Origin of the sequence: Leifsonia aquatica H1aii, assembly GCF_000633535.1 — a bacterium.
Taxonomy (GTDB): Bacteria; Actinomycetota; Actinomycetes; order Actinomycetales; family Microbacteriaceae; genus Leifsonia; species Leifsonia aquatica_A.
Genome location: NZ_AYMR01000009.1, coordinates 259,753 through 278,592 on the forward strand (window position 1 = coordinate 259,753; position 18,840 = coordinate 278,592).

At 66.3% G+C, this 18,840-nt stretch carries 24 protein-coding genes and 1 tRNA gene; 5 read left to right on the forward strand and 20 right to left on the reverse strand.

Annotation, left to right across the window (positions count from 1 at the left end; all coding sequences use genetic code 11):
- The first annotated feature begins 262 nt into the window (after nucleotides 1-262).
- The 3 genes from U870_RS0109595 to U870_RS0109605 all read left to right on the forward strand — a co-directional run bounded on the left by U870_RS0109595 (nucleotide 263) and on the right by U870_RS0109605 (nucleotide 1,755).
- Complete coding sequence (locus U870_RS0109595) at nucleotides 263-1,225, forward strand: ABC transporter ATP-binding protein (protein WP_052357683.1); 963 nt, start codon at nucleotides 263-265, stop codon at nucleotides 1,223-1,225.
- Nucleotides 1,226-1,421: 196 nt separating this feature from the next.
- Nucleotides 1,422-1,496, forward strand: a tRNA-Arg gene (locus tag U870_RS0109600).
- 19 nt (nucleotides 1,497-1,515) lie between these two features.
- Entirely contained in the window at nucleotides 1,516-1,755 is a 240-nt protein-coding gene (locus U870_RS0109605) for a hypothetical protein (RefSeq protein ID WP_025157185.1), read from the forward strand.
- Here U870_RS0109605 and U870_RS0109610 read toward each other — a convergent pair.
- The 9 genes from U870_RS0109610 to U870_RS23105 form a co-directional block, all read right to left on the reverse strand.
- Nucleotides 1,752-2,180 carry a hypothetical protein gene (locus U870_RS0109610; RefSeq protein ID WP_025157186.1) on the reverse strand — a complete coding sequence of 143 codons (429 nt, stop codon included), beginning with the start codon at nucleotides 2,178-2,180 and terminating at the stop codon, nucleotides 1,752-1,754. The genes U870_RS0109605 and U870_RS0109610 overlap by 4 nt on opposite strands.
- Before the next feature lie 199 nt (nucleotides 2,181-2,379).
- Nucleotides 2,380-3,609, reverse strand: coding sequence for a hypothetical protein (locus U870_RS0109615; protein WP_025157187.1), 1,230 nt, complete (start codon nucleotides 3,607-3,609; stop codon nucleotides 2,380-2,382).
- Nucleotides 3,606-4,034: a hypothetical protein gene (locus U870_RS0109620; protein ID WP_025157188.1), complete on the reverse strand. Its 429-nt coding sequence runs from the start codon at nucleotides 4,032-4,034 to the stop codon at nucleotides 3,606-3,608. The genes U870_RS0109615 and U870_RS0109620 overlap by 4 nt, the downstream gene beginning before the upstream one ends.
- A gap of 2 nt (nucleotides 4,035-4,036) precedes the next feature.
- Nucleotides 4,037-4,960: a hypothetical protein gene (locus U870_RS0109625; protein ID WP_025157189.1), complete on the reverse strand. Its 924-nt coding sequence runs from the start codon at nucleotides 4,958-4,960 to the stop codon at nucleotides 4,037-4,039.
- Nucleotides 4,961-5,011: 51 nt separating this feature from the next.
- Nucleotides 5,012-6,565, reverse strand: coding sequence for a hypothetical protein (locus U870_RS0109630; protein ID WP_162819120.1), 1,554 nt, complete (start codon nucleotides 6,563-6,565; stop codon nucleotides 5,012-5,014).
- 41 nt (nucleotides 6,566-6,606) lie between these two features.
- On the reverse strand, nucleotides 6,607-8,424 hold the full coding sequence (locus tag U870_RS0109635) for a hypothetical protein (RefSeq protein ID WP_025157191.1): 1,818 nt from the start codon (nucleotides 8,422-8,424) through the stop codon (nucleotides 6,607-6,609).
- Nucleotides 8,421-8,951 (reverse strand): hypothetical protein, encoded by a 531-nt coding sequence (locus tag U870_RS0109640; RefSeq protein WP_025157192.1) that lies wholly within the window; start codon nucleotides 8,949-8,951, stop codon nucleotides 8,421-8,423. The genes U870_RS0109635 and U870_RS0109640 overlap by 4 nt, the downstream gene beginning before the upstream one ends.
- 291 nt (nucleotides 8,952-9,242) lie before the next feature.
- The gene (locus U870_RS24340) at nucleotides 9,243-9,416 is read right to left on the reverse strand and encodes a hypothetical protein (protein ID WP_162819121.1); all 174 of its coding nucleotides are present in this window, start codon (nucleotides 9,414-9,416) and stop codon (nucleotides 9,243-9,245) included.
- Nucleotides 9,417-9,456: 40 nt separating this feature from the next.
- Complete coding sequence (locus tag U870_RS23105; protein ID WP_025157193.1) at nucleotides 9,457-10,389, reverse strand: hypothetical protein; 933 nt, start codon at nucleotides 10,387-10,389, stop codon at nucleotides 9,457-9,459.
- 179 nt (nucleotides 10,390-10,568) lie between these two features.
- On the opposite strand from U870_RS23105, the gene U870_RS0109655 reads away from it, so the two are divergent.
- Entirely contained in the window at nucleotides 10,569-11,846 is a 1,278-nt protein-coding gene (locus U870_RS0109655; protein ID WP_025157194.1) for an IS481 family transposase, read from the forward strand.
- 280 nt (nucleotides 11,847-12,126) lie between these two features.
- Here U870_RS0109655 and U870_RS23110 read toward each other — a convergent pair whose 3' ends face one another.
- A complete protein-coding gene (locus U870_RS23110; RefSeq protein ID WP_025157195.1) occupies nucleotides 12,127-13,503 on the reverse strand; it encodes a DNA sulfur modification protein DndB in 1,377 nt (458 codons plus the stop codon).
- 215 nt (nucleotides 13,504-13,718) lie between these two features.
- Here U870_RS23110 and U870_RS0109665 point away from each other — a divergent pair, with 215 nt between their 5' ends.
- Nucleotides 13,719-13,958, forward strand: a complete 240-nt coding sequence (locus tag U870_RS0109665) for a hypothetical protein (protein WP_025157196.1) — start codon at nucleotides 13,719-13,721, stop codon at nucleotides 13,956-13,958.
- 158 nt (nucleotides 13,959-14,116) lie between these two features.
- Here U870_RS0109665 and U870_RS0109670 read toward each other — a convergent pair whose 3' ends face one another.
- The 10 genes from U870_RS0109670 to U870_RS0109725 form a co-directional block, all read right to left on the reverse strand.
- The gene (locus tag U870_RS0109670; RefSeq protein ID WP_025157197.1) at nucleotides 14,117-14,761 is read right to left on the reverse strand and encodes a hypothetical protein; all 645 of its coding nucleotides are present in this window, start codon (nucleotides 14,759-14,761) and stop codon (nucleotides 14,117-14,119) included.
- Entirely contained in the window at nucleotides 14,758-15,315 is a 558-nt protein-coding gene (locus U870_RS0109675; protein ID WP_025157198.1) for a 5' nucleotidase, NT5C type, read from the reverse strand. Before U870_RS0109675 ends, U870_RS0109670 begins: the two co-directional genes overlap by 4 nt.
- Nucleotides 15,312-15,545, reverse strand: coding sequence for a hypothetical protein (locus U870_RS0109680; RefSeq protein WP_162819122.1), 234 nt, complete (start codon nucleotides 15,543-15,545; stop codon nucleotides 15,312-15,314). Before U870_RS0109680 ends, U870_RS0109675 begins: the two co-directional genes overlap by 4 nt.
- On the reverse strand, nucleotides 15,542-16,036 hold the full coding sequence (locus tag U870_RS0109685) for a hypothetical protein (RefSeq protein ID WP_025157200.1): 495 nt from the start codon (nucleotides 16,034-16,036) through the stop codon (nucleotides 15,542-15,544). Before U870_RS0109685 ends, U870_RS0109680 begins: the two co-directional genes overlap by 4 nt.
- Nucleotides 16,033-16,734: an RNA ligase family protein gene (locus tag U870_RS0109690; protein WP_025157201.1), complete on the reverse strand. Its 702-nt coding sequence runs from the start codon at nucleotides 16,732-16,734 to the stop codon at nucleotides 16,033-16,035. The genes U870_RS0109685 and U870_RS0109690 overlap by 4 nt, the downstream gene beginning before the upstream one ends.
- Nucleotides 16,731-16,931: a hypothetical protein gene (locus U870_RS0109695; protein ID WP_025157202.1), complete on the reverse strand. Its 201-nt coding sequence runs from the start codon at nucleotides 16,929-16,931 to the stop codon at nucleotides 16,731-16,733. The genes U870_RS0109690 and U870_RS0109695 overlap by 4 nt, the downstream gene beginning before the upstream one ends.
- Nucleotides 16,932-17,027: 96 nt before the next feature.
- Complete coding sequence (locus U870_RS0109705; RefSeq protein WP_025157203.1) at nucleotides 17,028-17,258, reverse strand: hypothetical protein; 231 nt, start codon at nucleotides 17,256-17,258, stop codon at nucleotides 17,028-17,030.
- A 17-nt stretch (nucleotides 17,259-17,275) separates the two neighbouring features.
- Nucleotides 17,276-17,422, reverse strand: coding sequence for a hypothetical protein (locus U870_RS24345; RefSeq protein ID WP_162819123.1), 147 nt, complete (start codon nucleotides 17,420-17,422; stop codon nucleotides 17,276-17,278).
- A 103-nt stretch (nucleotides 17,423-17,525) separates the two neighbouring features.
- Nucleotides 17,526-18,308: an exonuclease domain-containing protein gene (locus U870_RS0109720; protein WP_025157204.1), complete on the reverse strand. Its 783-nt coding sequence runs from the start codon at nucleotides 18,306-18,308 to the stop codon at nucleotides 17,526-17,528.
- Nucleotides 18,305-18,778, reverse strand: a complete 474-nt coding sequence (locus U870_RS0109725; protein ID WP_025157205.1) for a hypothetical protein — start codon at nucleotides 18,776-18,778, stop codon at nucleotides 18,305-18,307. The genes U870_RS0109720 and U870_RS0109725 overlap by 4 nt, the downstream gene beginning before the upstream one ends.
- Nucleotides 18,779-18,840 lie beyond the last annotated feature (62 nt).

Genomic DNA, 18,840 nt, shown 5'->3' on the forward strand with positions numbered 1-18,840 from the left:
TTCATGCCTCGACCAGAATAGCGAGGGCCCCTTTCCGGGGGCAGGGGTTGACGGATGTCGTTGTGGGGTCGTTATGTTCCTCACAGGTGTTTCAGAGGTGCGGCGACGGTCCGAAATCCGCTGGAGGGGTCCCCAACCCCGAGCGTCTTGGTACGTTAGCGGAGTGAGTTCCGAGCGTGCGCAGCAGAGCGGCGCCGAGCCCGTCGAGGGCCCGGTCGTCCCGGTCGAGCGCACGGTCGACCAGGGGGACACGGGGGAGAGCATGACCGACAGCACCATCGACGGGGCGGATGCACCGGCCGCAGCGCGTCCGGCGCCCCGGCGTGCGCCCGCCAAGACCGCGGCGGCCGCGACGGGCACGAGCACACGGGCGCCGCGGAAGCGCAGTACACCTCCGAAGCCGCGCACGACGACGGCGACGAAAGCCGAGCCCGAGACCGTGCATGCCCCGGCGCCCGACACCCGACCCTCCGTGCTCGCCGTCACGGGCCTCCGGAAGCGCTTCGGCGACACCGTCGCGGTGGACGACGTCAGCTTGGACGTGCGCGAGGGTTCCTTCTACGGGATCGTCGGCCCGAACGGTGCGGGCAAGACCACCACGCTGTCGATGGTCACCGGGCTGTTGCGCCCGGACGCGGGAGCCGTCGTGGTCCACGGTGTCGACGCGTGGGCCGATCCCGTGCGCGCCAAGCACGTCATCGGCGTGCTGCCCGACCGCCTCCGGTTGTTCGACCGGCTGACCGGCGCGCAATTCCTGCAGTACGCCGGGACCCTGCGCGGGCTCAGCGGCAAGACCGTGCGAGCCCGCTCGGCCGACCTGGCGACGGCGTTCGGCATCGAGGACGCCCTCGACCGCCTGGTCACCGACTATTCGGCCGGGATGACGAAGAAGATCGCCCTGGCCGCTGCGATGATCCACTCGCCGCGCCTCCTCGTGCTCGACGAGCCCTTCGAATCCGTCGATCCCGTCTCAGCCGCGAACGTGGTCGACATCCTCCAGCGCTACACCGCGGCGGGCGGCACCGTCGTGCTCTCCAGTCACGGCATGGACATGATCCAGCGCGTCTGCGACAGCGTCGCGATCATCGTCCAGGGGAAGGTCCTCGCGGCCGGGACGATCGACGAGGTGCGCGGCGAGCAGACGCTCGAGGAGCGATTCGTCGACCTCGCAGGCGGGCGCAAGGCAGCGGAGGGCATGGAGTGGTTGCACAGTTTCTCGGACTGAATATCAGTGCGACTTCCTGAGCCTTCCTAACCCTTCCACTTCCGCGGAATTACGCTGATTTTGACTTCCTGATGTTTCCTCTAGTTTCCGATTTCTTCCGCTGAATGTTCGGAGTAAGTTCGGGAATCCAGGGGCATCGGCCGGCTGTGCAGCGAACCCGAGAGTGTCGGCCTCGCCCCGTAGACTCGGGGCATCCGCCTCTGTAGCTCAGCGGAAGAGCGAGTGCGTCCTAAGCACCAGGCCGGGGGTTCGAATCCCTCCAGGGGCACCATCCAGCGTATGCTCATCTCGTGATCGCCGTACTGCTCATCATCATCGCCGTCGCCCTGATCGGCCTGCTCGCGTGGGTCGTCATCGGCGCGGCTGGACGAGCTGCCGGCGGACGACCCATCTCAGAGCGCCAGCGCCGCAAGCTAGCGCCGCGAATCGCCCAGCTCGAGGCCGAGATGGAGCAGGACGCAATCCTGCGCGCTGAGCGCGACTTGCGCGCCCAGAAGGAGGCGGAGCGGCGACTGGCCGCTGAGGGCTAGAGCGAGCCCCAGCTCTCGATACCGAGGTGCTGGGGGTGGTGGATCGTCGTGGTGCTGACGACCGCGAAGCTGCCAGCCTCCTCGCGACCAGCCCGCGCTTCTGCGACGTCCGCGCGAGCCTGATACCGAGCGGCTGCGTCCAGCAGGTCTCCGCCCTTGCCGAGGGTGTTGATCGAGAAGTCGTCAGCCTTGATCGACTGACCGGCGACCGTGAGCGCGACGGCGAGCTGTTCCACGAGTACGGCGCACGCGCGCAGGATGTTGCCGTCCTCGAGCACGAGGGCGACGTCGATCGAGTCGTCGGACCAGTAGGCGTAGTCGCCTTTGCCGTCGACGACGCCGGTGGCCTCGGTGTCGCCGAGCACCAGGCGCACGCGGCCGACATCGGTCGCCTTGTCGAGGGGGAAGGTTCCAGAGTTCGCCACGGCCTCATTCTAGGCCAGCTCCCAGCAATCTCCCAGAATGGTCAGTCCCCCGGCGGAGCGGTTGCTCGACGCCGGGGGACCATTGCAAGAGGAGGAGGGGCCTACTTGCTCTCTCAGGATACTCCCAGGTTCGCCGGAATAGCCAGCAAAAGGGAGAGGCCCCCGGCGTGTTGCCGAGGGCCTCTCTCTTAGGTGCTGGTTACGGGGCGTCCGTCCCGGCCGCGAGGGTCGGGAACTGGATCGGGCCGCCGGTGCCGTCCGACCAGATGATGAGGTTCTCGTTCCAGAGGACCGCACCGTTGATGTCGCGCAGGCGGTAGGCCAGCGAGTCGTTCTCGAAGGAGCCCTCGAAGGGGCTGATCGAGCCGCCACCGACGTACGAGCCCTGCAGGTTCTGCACGCGCAGCTCCGGGGTCTCGTAGCCGCGCAGCTTGAGGAACTCGATGACCGGCCGGCGGGTCGAGCCCGGCGTCGGCACGAGGAACCACGTGCCGTCCTCGATGCGCTCGTGCTCGATGAGCGTCACGTTCGAGAGCGAGGAGTGGTTGTAGCGGGCGCCGTCCTCGACGAAGCCGCCGTCGACGACGCGCAGCACCTTGCGCTGCATCTGGAAGTCCCAGAAGCGCTTGGTGCCGATCGGCACGAACAGGTTGTACGAGGACGCCTCGCCGATCCGGTTGCCCAGGACCTTGCGGCGCGAACGCTCGTAGATGGCCTGCTCGACGGCCTCCGGGGAGAGCTTCGCCTTCGCCGGGATGACGGTGCCGTCCGGTGCCGAGCCGCCGGCGAGCTGCGAGGCGTTGGTCACGGACAGGAGCGCGTCGAAGAACTCCGCGATCTTGCCGTCGACCGACACCGACATCAGCTCGCCCGGAATCTGCTCGAAGAAGCCCACGGTGTCGTTGATCTGGGCTTCCCAGGTCCAGTCGAACCGCAGACCGCGCTTCGCGAGCTTCTGGTAGAAGCTCTCGAGGCCGCCCTTGAGCGAGACGAGCGGGTAGAGCCCGCCCTCGGGGATGATCGGGGCCTCACCGTGCTCGCCGAGCGCGGAACCGCGCAGGAGCGACTGGTTGTACTCCGACCCCTCGGGGGTCTCGTCACCCTCGCCCCAGTAGAGCGAGTAGAGGTAGACCGGGCGGAAGTCCTTCACCGTGCGGGTGCCGGCCCAGGCGCCCAGCTCGTGCACCTCGCGGTCGTACTGGGGCACGAACTCCAGGTTGATTGCGTGGGTGAGGTTGACGGAGGCGTCGGTCGAGACGACAGCCTCGCGGAGCTTGGCGTCCGCGATGAAGTCGCCCTGCATGGCGGAGCGGAAGAGCTTCTGCGCCTCCTTGACCTTGGCCTTGGTGACGCCGGGCTGCGGGTGCAGACGACGGTCGAGCGTGAACGCGTTCTCGTACGTCCGCTCCTTGAACTGTGCGAGGGTCACTTGACCACGACTCCGATCTTGACGGGGAGGACGCCGCGGTAGCGGAAGCCCTCGGGGAGGTTGACCACGCCGAAGCCCGGCGTGGTGGCGTCGTCGACCTTGGTCAGCGTCAGCGTCTCGTCGGCGACGACGAAGTAGACCGGGACGCCGGTCTTCTCGGTGCCGGTGGCCCCCACGACCGCGAAGTCGAAGGTGCCGGTCGTCTCGACGGTCGATCGCAGCGCGCCCTGGCCGTTGTCCGGCTGGCGGATGCCCGAGATGGTCAGCCCGCCGACGAGCTGGACGCTCTTGGTCGAGCCGGGGGTGCCGGAGAGCACGACGCCCGCGCGGCCGTGGTTCATGGCGGCCTCGCCGGGCTTGACGGCCTTGGTGAAGTCCCAGATTTCCTGGGTGCCGGGGATGCTTGCGTAAACCTGTGCGCCCATGGTCAGAACCTCAGTCCCAGCGAGTAGCTGTCGTTGTCGGCGCCGGCGTCGAACCGGCGCCCGCTCGCGGCCGGCCGGGCCGCCTCGGTGACGTGCGCGATGGCCTCGTCCTTGATCTTCACGGCCTCCGCCAGGTCAGCAGTGATGTCCGCGCCCTCTTCGGCGCGCGCGAGCAGCGCGGCCTCCTGGGCGGGGAGCAGCTCGGCGTCCTTGATCGCCTTGGACGCTGCGGCGAACGCCTGGACAGCCTCCTTGACGGTCGGGGCCTTGGGCTCGTCGCCCGCGGCAGCCGCTGCGGCCTCAGCCGCCTGCTTCTGGTCGGAGACGAACGCGAGGACCGGGGCGAGAACCTTGGCGACGGCCTTCTCGGCCGCCTCCTCAATCTGCTCGGGGGTCATGTCCTTCTCTCTCTCGTCTGCCGAGGCGGCAGTACGTCTGTGGTTCTCGAACAGCGCCAGGGCGCGCTCGGAAAGCTTGTCGGCGAGACCGGAGCCTTCGAGGCCCTCTTCGCTCACCAGGTCGACGGAGTTGGTGCGGTGGTAGACCAGCTCGGTGATGTTGCCCGCCTCGTCCATGCGCCCCATGGCGTAGATCGAGAGGCCCGCGAGCGGGGCCACCTCGTCGACGAGTTCCTGGTGGCGCGGGAGGACGTGCAGCTCGGCGACGAGTGCGCCGTTGGCGCCCTCCTCGGGGTCCCAGTACGCGCCCTCGGGGTAGTGGCCGAGGATGTCTCGCGGGTCGCGCTTCCAGTCGTGGTTGATGTACGCCTTGGTGCCGGCGGGGAACGCGAGCGGGCCGTACTGCTTGAGCATCTCGGCGCCGTAGAAGCCGCTCGAGCCCTGGCCGGGGACGGCGAGGACTGCGCGCCAGCGACCGTCAGCGGTCTTGGCCGCCTGGGCGGTCTCGCAGAGCAGAATGTCCTTCACGCAGCCAACTCTAAGGTAGCTCCCAGGAAACTTCCAGAAAACGCGAATCCGCTACTTCGAGACCTTGTCCGATCGCAGGTCGTTGCCCTTCGCGCCGTTGTCGCCGGTGCCCTTGTTCTTGCCCTGCTCGGGGTTGGCGGCCTGCTTGCCTGCGTCGCCTGAGGCGCCCTGGTCGGCGGGCGCGGCGGAGGCCTTCGCCTTGGCCTGGAGCTTGAGGCTCTTGAGGTTGTTCGGGCTCATCCAGCCGTCCGGGACTTCGTTGCCGGTGATTTCGAGCAGCTCCGAGATGCGGGCTTCGATCGGCTCGGGGTTGAACAGCCCGCTATTCAGCGCAAGGATCAGCGCCTGCAGCTCGCGGTACTGGTCCGCGGCGTCGTCGAGAGAGGAGAACGTGACCTGCAGCTTCTCCGCGTCGGCACCCATCCAGAGGAGGATGCGACGGTCGAAGTCGATGTGGCGCTGGCGGCGAGCCTCCATGGCGAGTCGCGTGGGCAGGTCGAGGGTCGAGGCCGAGCCGTAGCTCGAGCCCGCGGAGCCGGGGTCGGACGACAGGGAGACGACGGAGACCTCGAGGGCGGCGGCGACGATCGCAAGGAGGCTGCGGCCGGAGTCGAAGTCGTAGCCCTTGCCGGCGGTCGGAAGTGGCACCAGCGCGTTCGCGCCGATGAGCGTGGAGCCCGCCTCGGAGGGCTGCGCGATGCGGGCGGCGACGTTCTCGGTCTCCTTCTTGGTGCCGGCGGCCACCTGGAAGGCGAACTGCGCCATGGCGTCGGACATGACCTTGCCCGACATGATGAAGTCGCGGTAGACCTTCGCCCAGGCGAACGCGGTGAGCGCGTCGGGGACGCCGAACGCCCAGCCGACCTGCGAGTTGACGTGCATGTCGAAGATCACTCGGGCGTCGGGGGCCTTCTCACCCTCCTTGACGATGACCTGGAAGCCGGGCCTGTTCCGGCGGTCGTATGCGAGGTCGGTGTAGTGCCACTCCTTGACGGCCTTCGGGGCGCCGGTCTGGGCGTCGACGGTCGAGTAGTCGTCGTAGTCGATCCGGTAGGCGATGATTTCGTCGGGGCGTCGCGGGTTCACCTGGATCGCGCCAACGTACTCGAGCGACCAGGGCTCGAGGGAGTGGTCTGAGGGGTCGCCGAGCACGAGGTAGATGCTGTCGGTGTAGAGGGCGCTCTCACGCTCGTCATGCGCCTGGGCGCCGAAGAAGGCGTGCTGGTTCAGGGGATCGCGGACGTACTTCGCCGTCTGCTTCTTGATGCCGGAGCCCTCGGGGAGCGCGTCGTCGTTGTAGTGGATGCCGCCGCGCCAGATGTTGTTGGTGCGAAGGCGGAGACCGCGCTGCATGTGGACGTTCCCGAGAGCGTTGCGCATCTTGCGCGACCATTCCTTGAGCTGGTCGAGGTCAGGCCCGGTGGACACCTCGGAGGTGCCGAAGACCTTGGACCAGCCGACGTCCTCCGCCTCGAGCATGGCGTTCCAGCGGAGCTGCTCGCGGAGGCCCTGCGATACCGCCTGCTCTCGGTCGAGCACCGCCTCGAGGGCGGCAAGGCGGTCTTCCTGGAGCACCAGCTCGGCTACAACGACTTCTTCACTCACGCCAGCGATCTTACAGTCAGTTCTCAGGGTTTTCCCAGAAACTAAAGAGGGGTTCCCACTGCGTTCCGTCGGATGTTGAGCATCTCGAAGGGGTCGCGCATCACCGTGGTGCCCTTCTTCATCTTGTTCACGGGGTCGTCGAGCCCGGGAAGGAGGGCTGAGGCGTAGATGCACGTGTCTGCCGCGTCGGGCGACTTGACGCCTCGCTTCTTCATTGACTCCTTGCTCTCGATGAGCATGGCGTTGTAGGGCGGCGCGACCTCGTAGAGGATGTCGCCGAGCTGCTCGAGGAGTAGCGCATCCTCGGGATCGAGGTCGATGAGCCCCTTCTCCATGCGGTCGCGCATCTTGTCGTACTGGAAGGCGCGATCGTTCTTGTGCACGTTGGGATCGGGCGCCGAGCGCGAACCGAGCATCGAGATGATGGTGTACGGCGGATTGGCGCCGGCGACGGAGAACAGGGCGTCGATGAGGCCCTGGCCGATGCCCGAGCCGTCGATTCGGACCTGCTGGACGCCCAGGTTGACGGCGTGCTGATGGATGAGCGTGGCCTGGCCGACCGTGTGCAGGAGTCCGCCGTTGGGGTCGTTCTCCACGCGGTCGGTGAAGGGCTTGCCCCGGAAGCTGTCGACGTAGCGAATGCGCGCGCCTTCAACATCGGAGACGTTCCCCAGCTCGCTCGTGACGTGGCCGTCATCGTGGACGGTCTCGACCCACTCGTACATGAGGCCGGACTCGGAGAGGTAGAGGAAGGTCGAGTCGCCGGACTCTGCGCGGGCGACGTCGACGCCGAGGAAGCGCCGGCTATCGTCCGGGATGAAGCACTCGGCGTCCCGAGCCTTGCCGAGCGCGTACTCCGAGAAGAGGTTGTTGCCCTCGTCGTAGGCGAACATGCCGAGCACCCGGGAGCGGAAGCGCGGGGAGTCGACACCGTACTCGAGGCGCTTCTCCTCGACGTAAGTGGGGCCGGAGAGCGAGCGCAGTGCCTCGGCGGAGAGCCCGAGGCCGAGCGGCAGGAGGTCGTGTTCGGCCTTGCGCGGGCAGTCGTCGGCGCAGAGCCCGCCTCCGTGGAAGTTGGGGGAGTCGAGCACCGAGATAGCGTGCAAATCCCAGGAGACGCCGTAGGGTTCGCCGGTCTTCTCGTTGATCTTGCCGGAGAAGATGGCACCCAGTCGCGACGCTGGGTTCGTCGGGTTGGCGATCAGCAGACGGCGCGAGGTGTCGTTCGAGGTGATGTTGGAGAGCGAGTCGATCATCGCCTCGTTCAGGCCCACCGCCTCGTCGCCGATGGCGAGGACGTACTGGGCATGGATGCCCTGGAAGGCGTCCTCCTTATGGTCCGGCGGCTTGCGACCCTGGGCGATGAGCACGCCGAGCGAGGTCTTCCACTCGTCGTTGCCGGTGATGTAGCCGGGGAGCTGGTGGTCCGGGTAGCCGGCGGTGTCCTTGCCCTCGGCCTGCAGGCGCTTGAACTCCTTGTGGCGGTCGATCGACTTCGCCATGAGTCCACGGATTTCGCGCCAGAGGATCGCCTTGACCTGTGCGGCTGATGGAGCGGTGGTCGCCACGAATGCGGAGCCGAGCGGGTGCACGTCGATCCACCAGCACACAAGCACGGCGGAGAGGAACGACTTGCCGACACCGTGGCCGGCGCGCACGGCGACGGACTTCTTCTTGCCGATGGCGATGGCGTAGGCAATCTCCTGCTGCTTCCACCACAGGTCGACGTCGAGGATGTCCTTGGCCCACAGCACCGGGTCGGTGATGTACTTCGCCTTGCGTGCGTCGGCGCGCAGACCGTCCTCGACGTGGGGGAGGAGGTCTGTGAGCCAGCCGGCGTCGGCGACCGCCATGCTCACTGCTGCTCGATCCTCTTCTCGACCGTCTCGACGGCGGCCGGGAGCTTGAGCAGGAAGACCTCCTGGACCTCGGCGGTCGGGACGTCGTGACGACGCGCCAGCTCGTCGGCGGCGGCGAGCATGGCGACCTGGATCGCCGCGAGCATGATCCGGGCCTGGCCTTCGCGGACCTGGTTGGCGAGCTTCTCCGGGTCGATGCGGTTCTTGTTGATCTGGTCCTGCTTCATCTTGAGCGCCTTGAGCGCCGTGTTGATGTGCTGGACGCTTCCGGCTTCGATTCCCGTGCGCAGGCTCGAGATGATGTCGTTGATCGACTCGAGGAGGAGCTGTTCCTGCTCGAAGTACGTGAGCCAGTTGCGATTCTCGAGCAGGTCTCGGACGCGCTGTGCGGCCTGCTCAGGCGACACCACGCCATTGACGGCCTGCGACATCTCCTTGGGGCTGAGGCCGTCAGAGGCGGCGCGCAGGAGCTTCCGGTCGAGGGGACCGTTCGCGAGACCGCGCTCGTACTTCTGGACTTCTGCCACGCGACTACTCTAGGGTGGCTCTCGGGAAACTCCCAGGAAACGGGTGGCGAGAGCCCCGGTCGACTTGAACTCGGCCGGGGCTCTCGTTTTGGGCTTGTGTCATGTCGCAGGAGATGGGTGACGGTTCTGTATCAGGACATCGGTGACAGTTTGGGTGGTCTTGGTGGTGACACTTCATGGCGGGGGCGCTGGTTGTTCTCGTGACTCCGGCATTGCAGCGGCCATGAGGGAGGGGTGCGAGCAAAGGCTCGCACCCCTCCGGAATCGTCTATTCGGTTTTCACCGTCTTGGTTAGGTCGGGTGGTTGATGCGTGCTGGGGCCTGCTTGCGAGAACGCAGCCGCCGGTATCTCTGTCCGAGGAAGTAGAGGCCTGGTGCTCCGAGCGCGGTCGCGAGGATTGCCTGCATCGTGGCGTTGAGCATCACCAGGACGGCGGCCATGGCCGCGCCGACGAGCAACGACACGAAGAAGTCCTCTACGAGGTAGTAAAGCGACTTCGGTTCTTTAGCACTTGACATCGTAGATCAGCCCCGGTCCGACGTATGGAATGTTCAACTGGATGCAACGTCCTGCCTTGAGGGCGTTGGTGGCGGCGTTCTTGACGATCTGGAAACCCAGGTTTGCCACAGTAGTACAGGCCGCACCAGCAAGCCCGCCGATGATGCAGAGATAGGAGAACATCTGCCCGGCGCTGGCGAAGTCGGCGGCCTGTTTCGTCTCTGCCTTAGTGAATTTCGCCGTCCTACCCCACCACAGCCAGGTAACCGACGGATCTGCGACCACCGGGAACGCTGTCGTGGCGGTGAAGTCTACGACCTGGGTGAGCGTGTTGCCATTCAGCTCGTAGTGCGTGGGGACGGCTACGCCGTTAGCGTCTTTCGCCCACGGTGCAGCGATGTAGGCGAGGGTAGCGCCGTCACCGTTCACGACGAAGTAGGCCTCGCCCGCCTGAAGTATCTGGCCCCCGTCTGGAACGGTGAGTGCGTAATCATACCGTTTCGGGGCGATTGCAGCGGTGATGACCGTGTTGATTTGAATCGAGCCGTCGGTTGTGACTACGGGGACCGAGCTGGAGCCGTTGTTGTTGTCGTAGGAGACGACACCGTCTTTCTCGACGTTTACGTTGCTGGCGCCGCCGGCGTAAGGCAGCCCCACCGACAGCACGCCCGCCGCGGTGCCGAGCGTGATGCCCGAAACCGGGTCAATCGGGACAGTGACATCCGCCCCCGACACCTGCGCATCGATCGCGTTCTCACCCGAATCTGTCGTCGCGACTGCCGCAGCGTTGTTTGCAGTCTCCGGCGTCGCGCTCGTCACCGTGCCGAGGACGTCACCTGCGCCGTTGTCTGCAAGCGCGGGTGCAGCGCCCAACAGTGCTAGCGACATGATCACTGTCGTTACGATCGCCGCTTCCCCCAGATATTTCCTGATCCGCATTGTGTTTCAACTTTCTTGTCGAGACCAATGGAACTGACAGTGCTCGCCACCCGCCCTGCGGAGCGATCGGATCAGCTACCCCCTGGATGGCGAACGTAACAGCCGCCGACCACGGCCCGCAATCCCGCGGCTCCAGCGGACGCAAACGGCCAGGAGCGTTTGGTTGGGAGGCTCATCGAGTGACAGCGAATGAACCTATCGATCCCCGAATCCGTCTCGCGATCGCACAGTGGCCCGACGATGCGCCGCATGGTGCCATCTCGACGTTCTGCATTGAGCACAGCATCTCACGCAAGTCGTTCTACGAGTTACGAAAACGCGCGCAGACGGAGGGGCCGGCGGCAGTGCTCGAGCCGCGGTCCAGACGTCCGAAGTCAAGTCCAGCGCGGATTCAGGACAACATGAAGTCTCAGGCGCTACAGGTGAGAGCCGCCTTGGAATTGTCCGGTCTGGACCACGGGCCCATCAGCGTGCACGACAGGATGCGCTCGATGGGAATCGACAGTGTGCCCTCGATCGCATCGCTGGCCCGAATTTTCCGGGAAGCGGGAGTGGCCAAACTTGAGCCAAAGAAGAAACCTCGATCGGCATGGCGGCGGTTCGTCTATCCAGCACCGAATGCGTGCTGGCAACTCGACGCCACCGAGTACGTCCTCACCGGTGGCCGTAAGTGCGTCATCTTCCAACTGATTGACGATCACTCCCGCTTCGCAGTCGCTTCTCATGTCGCATGGGGTGAAACTTCCGAGGCCGCCGTGGCGATATTCGACAAGGGGGTTCGTGCGCATGGAGTGCCCCAACGGCTCCTGTCCGATAACGGGGCAGCGCTGAACCCCTCGCGTCGTGGGATCCTGGGCCAACTAGTGAAACACGCCTCCGCCCTAGGAACCGAGGCCATCACCGGCAAACCCTACAAGCCGACCACTCAGGGCAAGAACGAACGTTTTCACCAAACCCTGTTCCGCTACCTCGACAAGCAACCCCTGGCAACCACCCTGGCAGAGCTCCAGGGTCAGGTTGACACGTTCGACCGCATCTACAACACCCAGCGTCCCCACCAGGGACTCCCCGGACGCGCGACGCCCCAAACAGCGTGGGATGCCACCCCGAAGGCGGACGCACCCCGACCCAAACCAGAACAGCCCCTCTTCGCCCGAACGGCCAGCAAACGCTTCCACCGCGCGCCCGCACCGACCGAACTGCCAGACGGCGTCGTCCTCAGAAACCTGAGCAGCGCCGGCACGTTCACACTCGGACGAGTCACCTACATCGTCGGCGGCCAGTACCGCTTCCAGCAGGTCCTAGCCATCGTTGACGGCGACACGATCACCGTCTCCAACCTCGACGGCGAGATCCTTATCGAGCACACCCGCCCACCCGCCGGGGTGACCTACGTCGGCAACGGCAGACCCAGCGGCCCACGCCCCAAAAACTCCACAACGTCACCGAAGTCCTGAGACACCAACTGTCGCCGGTCTCCTGATACAGAACTGTCACCGATGTCGCGAGACAAGACACTCGTTTTGGGCTTGCGCTCGGCCCCAATCGAACATATGTTCGATACATGGGATGGGGAAGGTCGAACGAAGAAGGTTTCCGGGGTCAGTACCCGGCGCCGCTGGATTGGGATGCGATCGAGCAGGAGTTACTCGCAAAGGCGGCAGGAGACAGCGAACCGCCCCAGCGCGGTCGGGATACGCCGGGGCGGCCGGTGAGCGACGAGCAGGACTAGGGGGCCTACAGGTCGCCCGTCTCGCGAGCTGCTCGCGCAGCCGCGGTCTCGGGGCGAAGGAGGGCGTCGGCCTCCTCCTCGGTCAGGCTGTCGAAGTCGAACTCCGCCTCTGCCGGCCGCGGGGTGGGCGCAGCGTTCAGGAAGTCCGGCTTGTCGATAGCCCAACCGACGAATGCGTCAACGACGGCGACCGCATCCTGGCGGCGGCTCGAGGGAGCGCTCATGCCGGGAATGAAGCTCGGCATGCCGATCTGCTCGAACAGCATCGAGCCCTCCCAGATGGGCACCTCGAGGTGCGGAGCGAGCTTCTTGAAGAACTCCTCGACCATGGCCGTCGAGAAGGCGTGGTCAGTCACCAGCTCGTAGCGCGTTGCGGCGAGGATGCGCAGGAAGACCGGAGCGCCAAGGAGCGAGTGGGCGCGCAGGTCGTCGGCCGTGATCTGCCCATGCTGGAGCTGGTAGAGCGGCGGGAAGGCGCGAACGAGCGAATCGAAGAAGTCCTTGGCGTTCTTCTCGATTTCCTTGTCGTTGAGCTGTGCCTCCACGCGCTTGCCGACTCGGCCTTCGTAGCCGACCGTGAGGGCGCGCACGGTCTCGATGACGTACTTGGCGGTGGTGAAGTACGGGGACTTCTGCGGTAGCCGGTCGGTCTCGGTCTCGACGCGATTCGCGAGCAGCGGGTGGCTCAGGATGTCCTCGAGCGCACGGTTGACCGCCTTGCGGGAGTCGAAGCGTGCGCGGACGGACGCCGTGATGCCCTTCGCGTTCTCGGCAATGTCGTAGAACGCCTGACGGTAGTTCTGGGGGTCGGCCTCCACCATGATCTGCACGGGGATGCGCTCGCGGGTGAATCGCGCCGCCTGGGTCTCGAGCGCCGCCTTCTGGCGCTCGAACTCGGCGACAGCATTTCCATCCTCAATGCGGCGCGCCTTCTTGATTAGCTCGCTGATCTTCGCTACGTCGGCGTTTATCCCGTCGAGGGCCTCGTACAGACCGAGGATTCGGTGCTGACCGTCGAGGATGTGGACCTCGCCAACCGCGGAGCGCTGGAAGGAGACGGCGCCGAAGGCCACGCCGTGTGCCTCATCGGTTGCGGCCTCGAACTCGAAGGGGCGCTCGGTGCGCAGAATGATGCCGGGCACGACCCACTCGGGGGTGGCGCGCAGGTATGTGGCGAAGTCGCTCGCGTGCTTGGGGTTGATGCGGCGGTTCCCCACAGTGGGGACCTCGGGGTTCGGCCGCGGGACGAGGGACATGATCTGCAGCAGCGACAGGTCCAAGAGGTAGTTCGTACGACCGCCCTGGACGAACCGAGTGCCGTAGTAGGTCTCCTTGGTGTTGTAGCCCGTGGCCGCGGGCAGTGTGGACAGATTCAGTGACATATTCATCCCGTCAAGGGTGGTGGGGTGCGCGGGCTGCGCGTTTTGCGGTCTATATATCATCCCGCTGACACCTGAGTGTTCGCGGTGTGACTAATCGAACCACGGTTCTTTAAGTGAGTCAATTCCCTGTCTGAGGATGTGCCTATGCTCAGATAGCCGGCTCCTCGGGGGGCCAGGAGCACCCGCAGTCTCACCAAATATTCGGAGCGTCACGCATGCAAACCCGCAACACCCAGATCGTGTCCCTTCACACCACCGACGGGCAGGAGGTTCTGCTCTATCCGGGCCGCGATGGCAGTCTCTTCGTGGAGCGGGTCAGGCCGAACGGCCGCCGCGATGCCCAGTCGATCATGCAGTTCGACCCATCCGAGCTGCTCAGTGCCGTGAGTACCGTCTCTACGCGGACGCAGCCGATCTTCACCGTCGAAGGGCTCGCGCAGAACCTCTCTGCCTAACCGAACCGTTCTACGTAGACACGAAACGGCCCCCCAGTTTTGGGGGGCCGTTCGTTTTGTCATTAGTGAGCAGATCGGCGTGTCTACGGCCGCACGGGATGGGTCTCGGCCGACGTCGTGTTCCGCCGGCTACCGCAGCCCTGGCGTCAATTAGCCACCTATCCGATCAGGTACGGCGGTGCGGGGTCGGTGTGCGCGAAGGCGTTGTGCTGGGGCTCTCTCAAGGTGAAGGAGACGAGGCGACGCAAGTCGTCAAGGCTGCCGTCGTTGCGGATCAGTCGGTGGAAGTGTGCTGCGCTGATCGACTCGGAGGAGTGCCCCTTCCCTCCGCCGGACCCGTCATGGCCCGGGCGATTGACGTACCAGGTCTCGCCGATGCTGTTCGCCATGTCGACTTCGTTCGGGAAGCGGACGCCGGTGAGCACGACGTTCTGGCCGTCGTCGAGCAGTGCCCTGATGTCCTTGGCGATCAGGTCGACCCAGACGTTCTCGCCGTGGACGTCGCGGCCCGCCTCGGTGCCGAACTTCTGCATGAAGTGCCGGAAGTCCTTGACGGTCTTCGCGTCGACGTAGCCGACCGCGCTCACGAGGGTGCGCGCCCGCGCGAACCCGGGCCAGACGTAGAAGCGCAGGCGAAGCGCTTCACGCAGGGTCACCCGGATGTACGGGTTGGCGGCGAGAGTTGCGACGAGAAGCCTGTCGCTCATGCCGATCTTGGTGAAGTCGTGGTACTGGACGAGGTAGTCCGCCACGGCGTCCTTGCCGGCGCCGAGGTGGCCGCCGAGTCCAATGAATCGAGTCACAGTCCGAAGACCTCCAGGATCGCGAGGCGCCAGTCGCGCCAGTTCGTGAGCCGCACCAGGTCGGTGCGGTGCTGGTTGTGGGGCTGGTCGAAGATGACTTGCTGCCACGAGGGGGTGGCGTAGCCGGTGATCTTCGGCTTGTCGTCGATGAGGATGTCCCCGGCGACGATGGTCTTGTCGTGGGTGATGACGGTGCGCGCCGCCCAGTCGTCGCCGAGGAAGTTGCGCACCCAGTGCAGCTTGTCGCTGGCGCAGGTCGGGTTGGAGAGCCAAGGAGAGGTGACGAGGAAGACCTCGAGGCCGGTGTCGTGCATCTCCCAGAGTGCGTCGTAGGCGCCGTCGACGGGCTCGAGGTCGCGGTAGAAGCCGGGCTCGTTCATCACTGCGGAGATGATGAGCTGCTCGGTCTCGCTGCGGCCCTCGTAGAGGTTGAACTGCTTCATGTCGCCGGCGCGGGGGATGGCGCCTGCGCGGTCGTACTTCTCGAGGCCCTGGTCGTAGCGGAGGTTCCAGTGGGCGATGGTGTCGTCGAGGTCGACGAGGACGCGGGTCACAGCTCGGCTCCTGTCCTGCTCTTGAGCACGTACAGGACGGTGTTGCGCACGGTCGCCCCGACGTTCTCGGCGAACGCTTCGTACCCTGCGGGGTCATTCGGGAGCTTGGTGGTGATGCTGCGACGGTCCATCGGCAGTCCGAGGTCGTCGAGCGCGCAGAGAGAGACGCGAAGGCCCTCCGGCGTGCCATCCCAGGAGGGCGGCATGACCTCCGGCATCTCGGCGCTCACGCGATCACCCACTCGAGGGTCTCGCGCAGCCATGCCTCGTTGGCGCCGTTGAAGGTGCCCTGCTCGCGCGCCCGGTCGATGATGTCTCGTTGCGCCTGCGCGAGGGCGGCGTAGATCGCGCGGTCGTCGATGCGGTGGATGACCTTGGCCCCGGTGAGCGTGTCCGGGTGGGTCGGGTCGAGGGGAGTCGTCTCGAACACGGGAACCGTGAAGTCGACGAGGTGGTTCGGCACTCCGTCGCGGACCTGCACGAGGATGCGCGCCGGCAGGGTGGTGACCGGCTCCTCCATCGCGACATCGGCGACGAGGCGGAAGCCCGTGCTGGTCGGCCGCATTCTGTCGAGGCGGACCTTGGTGCGGTGGCCGGCGCTCCACTCCATGATGGCGTGCGTCTCGGTGATGTCGACGACCTTGCCTCGGCGGCCCTTCTGGCGCTTGTCGCAGTCCTCCCAGGTCTGGCCGACGACGGCACGGGGCTCGGCGGCGGTCACGCGGCGCGCTCCTCGTCCTTGGCGTGGCCGGCGGGACCCTTCGGTGCTTCGTCGCCCTTGAGGGTCACCTTGTACGACTCGCGCGATGCGGTGTGGAAGACGACGATGCCCTCGGGCCGGTCAAATCGGGCGGCCAGGGAGCCGTGCGTGCGCAGGTTCTCGAGCGCCTCCTGGATCGCGGCCTCGCTGAACGGGCCTTCGTAGAGTACGGGCACGACGCCGAGGCCGGGCACGTCGTCGTTCCAGAGGTCGGTGCCGTCCCACGGGTGGTCGAAGTCAGCCCAGCGACCAGTGTTGAACAGCGAGAAGTGCCTCTCGCCGCCCTTGAGGCCGTAGCCCGACTGGATGCCGGAGCCCCACCACTCGCCGTAGTGGGCGCCCTCGCCGAGCAGCTCGACGAGCGCCTGCGCGTTCTTCTCGACCCAGGCGGCGAACCCATAGTTGTCGGTCTGCTTGCCGGGGGTGATGAAGCGAGTGCGGGACTGGGCGTAGACGTGGTACTCGGTGTTGGGGAAGCCGTCTTCGGCGAAGTCGGTGCCGAGGATGACGGCGACGCAGTTCGGGTCTTCCTTGACGGATGTGCCGAAGGTCTCCGCGACGATGACGACGGCCGCATTGGTGCCGTCGATCTTCTCGGTGACGATGATGTTGCGGTTGAGTCTGGCGATCTTGGGCCAGGGCTTGAACTCGATGGTCACGATGTCACTCTCCGGTAGGGGCTGATCTGGTCTTCGGTGGCGTAGCGGCGGCGGCCGGACTGGCCGGAGCGCAGGGTGTAGAGCGGCCCGTAGGCGCTCCCGTCTGGGTTGATGTCGATGACCTCCCAGGTGAGCGGGTGGGCATCGTCGGCGATCGTCACGACGTCGCCGAGCTGGATGTCAGAGGTCTCGGCCATCGCGCCACTCCTTGAAGACCCAGCCGCCGAGGAAGCCGGAGCCGAGGCCGATGAGGCAGAAGACGAAGGCGATGCCGGCGGCGGCGGATTCGGCGATCATGCGGCATCTCCCGCCCGCTCGGCGAGGATCGCCTTGCGCTCTCCCATGGGGAGAGTGATGTCGTGGGTGCGCGTCTGGCGGGTGCCGTCTTCGAGTCGCTGGTGCACGACGACCTCGGACGTACGGAAGTCGATGCGCGTGACGCTCCCGATGTTCTCGACGCCGAGAGCGGCGGCGAGGTCAACAGCGGCCGAGAAGGCGGCGAGACGGACTGTGTGGAGGGTCATGCGGCTTCGGTTCCTTCCTACTGCGTGGGGTGCAGCTCGATGACGCCGGACTCGGGGTTGCGGTACACGAGGTACAAGCCGGGCGCCGGCGGGAGGTACTTCGTGAGCGAGACGCGCCCGCGGCTGTCGGGGAGGACGGAGCCGAGGGGCTGGCGGCCGGCCATCAGCGTGCCGTCCCGTGGGCTGTGGTCTGGATGCCGGAGGTGACGCGGGCGTCTCCGAGGCGGTTGGCTTCGGCGATCAGCTCGTCGAAGGTGGGCTGGGGGGTCATGCGGCGTTCCTTTCGAGGCTGGCGAGGTAGTGGGTGGGCCATTCGGGCTCGCAGACGGCGGTGGGCTCGTTACCCTTCGTGCGGAGCCAGTTCTGGAGGCTGGCCTGATCCTCGGCGCGCCAGCCGATCTGCTGGCCGTGGAGGGCGCTGAGGCTGGTGCGGAGGTCGGGCGCTCCGGCGAGGTGAGGGAGGTGCTTGCGGATGATGGCCTGGGTGATCCGGCCGGAGGCGATCGCGTCGAAGTTGGCGGCGTGAGCCTCCTCCTCCGAGAGCTGGATGCCGTAGCGCGCCGCGGTGGCGACGAGCTTGCGCTGGCCGGAGCCCTTGATGTACTTGGCGAAGTGCCTGTCGAGGACGATGGAGTCGAGGACGTTGATGCCGCTGCCGCCGAAATGGGGGCCATAGGGGAGCGGCGAGGAGCCCGCGCGGACGAGGTGGGCGTCGAGCATCGTGCAGTCGTAGGCGAGGTTGTGGCCGGCGAGCGGGGTGGTGACGAGGGCGCCGCCGCAGATGGCGTAGATCAGGTGCCCGATTTCGGTCACTACCGCGTCGATGTCGCGGCGGGTGCGCGGGTCGGCATCGAGGCGCTCCTTGGTCCAGCCGTGCACCTCGGCGGCGCCGTCCGGGATCGGGATGCCGGGGTCGACGATCCACTCCTGCTCGCGGATGATGTTGCCGTCGGGGCCGAGGAGACCGAAGTAGGCGGTGACGATGCGGTCGTTGAGCGGGTCAGTGCCGGTGGTTTCGAGGTCGAATACGCCGAGGTCGAAGTCGATCATCGGCGGGCCTCCGTGTCCTTCTCGATCTGGGCGGTGGCCTGGGCGCCGAGAGCGCGGGCGATCGACGGCGGGATCGGGTAGCTCGTCGGCTCGGCGAAGCTTCGGTCGGCCACCAGGTCGACGTCGTGCACATCGCCGGGGCGCTGGGTGCTCAGCTTGTCGAGGAGCGGTCCGCCGATGGCTGCGACTTCCTCCTTGGTGAGGACTCGCTCGGGGCGCTTCGTGGGCTGCGGCGTGAGAACGTACCGGTTGCTCTGGGGGCGAAGCAGCGCGACCGCCACCATGACCAGGTATGCGACCAGGAAGACGACGCTGAGGTTGAGGCGGAAGTTGAAGAAGAGGTCGAGGACGAGCACGACGACGAAGAAGGCGGCGTAGGCGACCAGGAGGGCGTACTCGGCGACCCAGGCGGGGTTGTTCCTGGCCGTATAGCCGGGGAGCGGGCGGTTGGAGGTGAGCTTGGTGGTCACGGTGTCTCCTAGACGATGGGTGAGTCGAGCGGGGGAACGAAGTCGCAGTGCGTGCAGGCCAC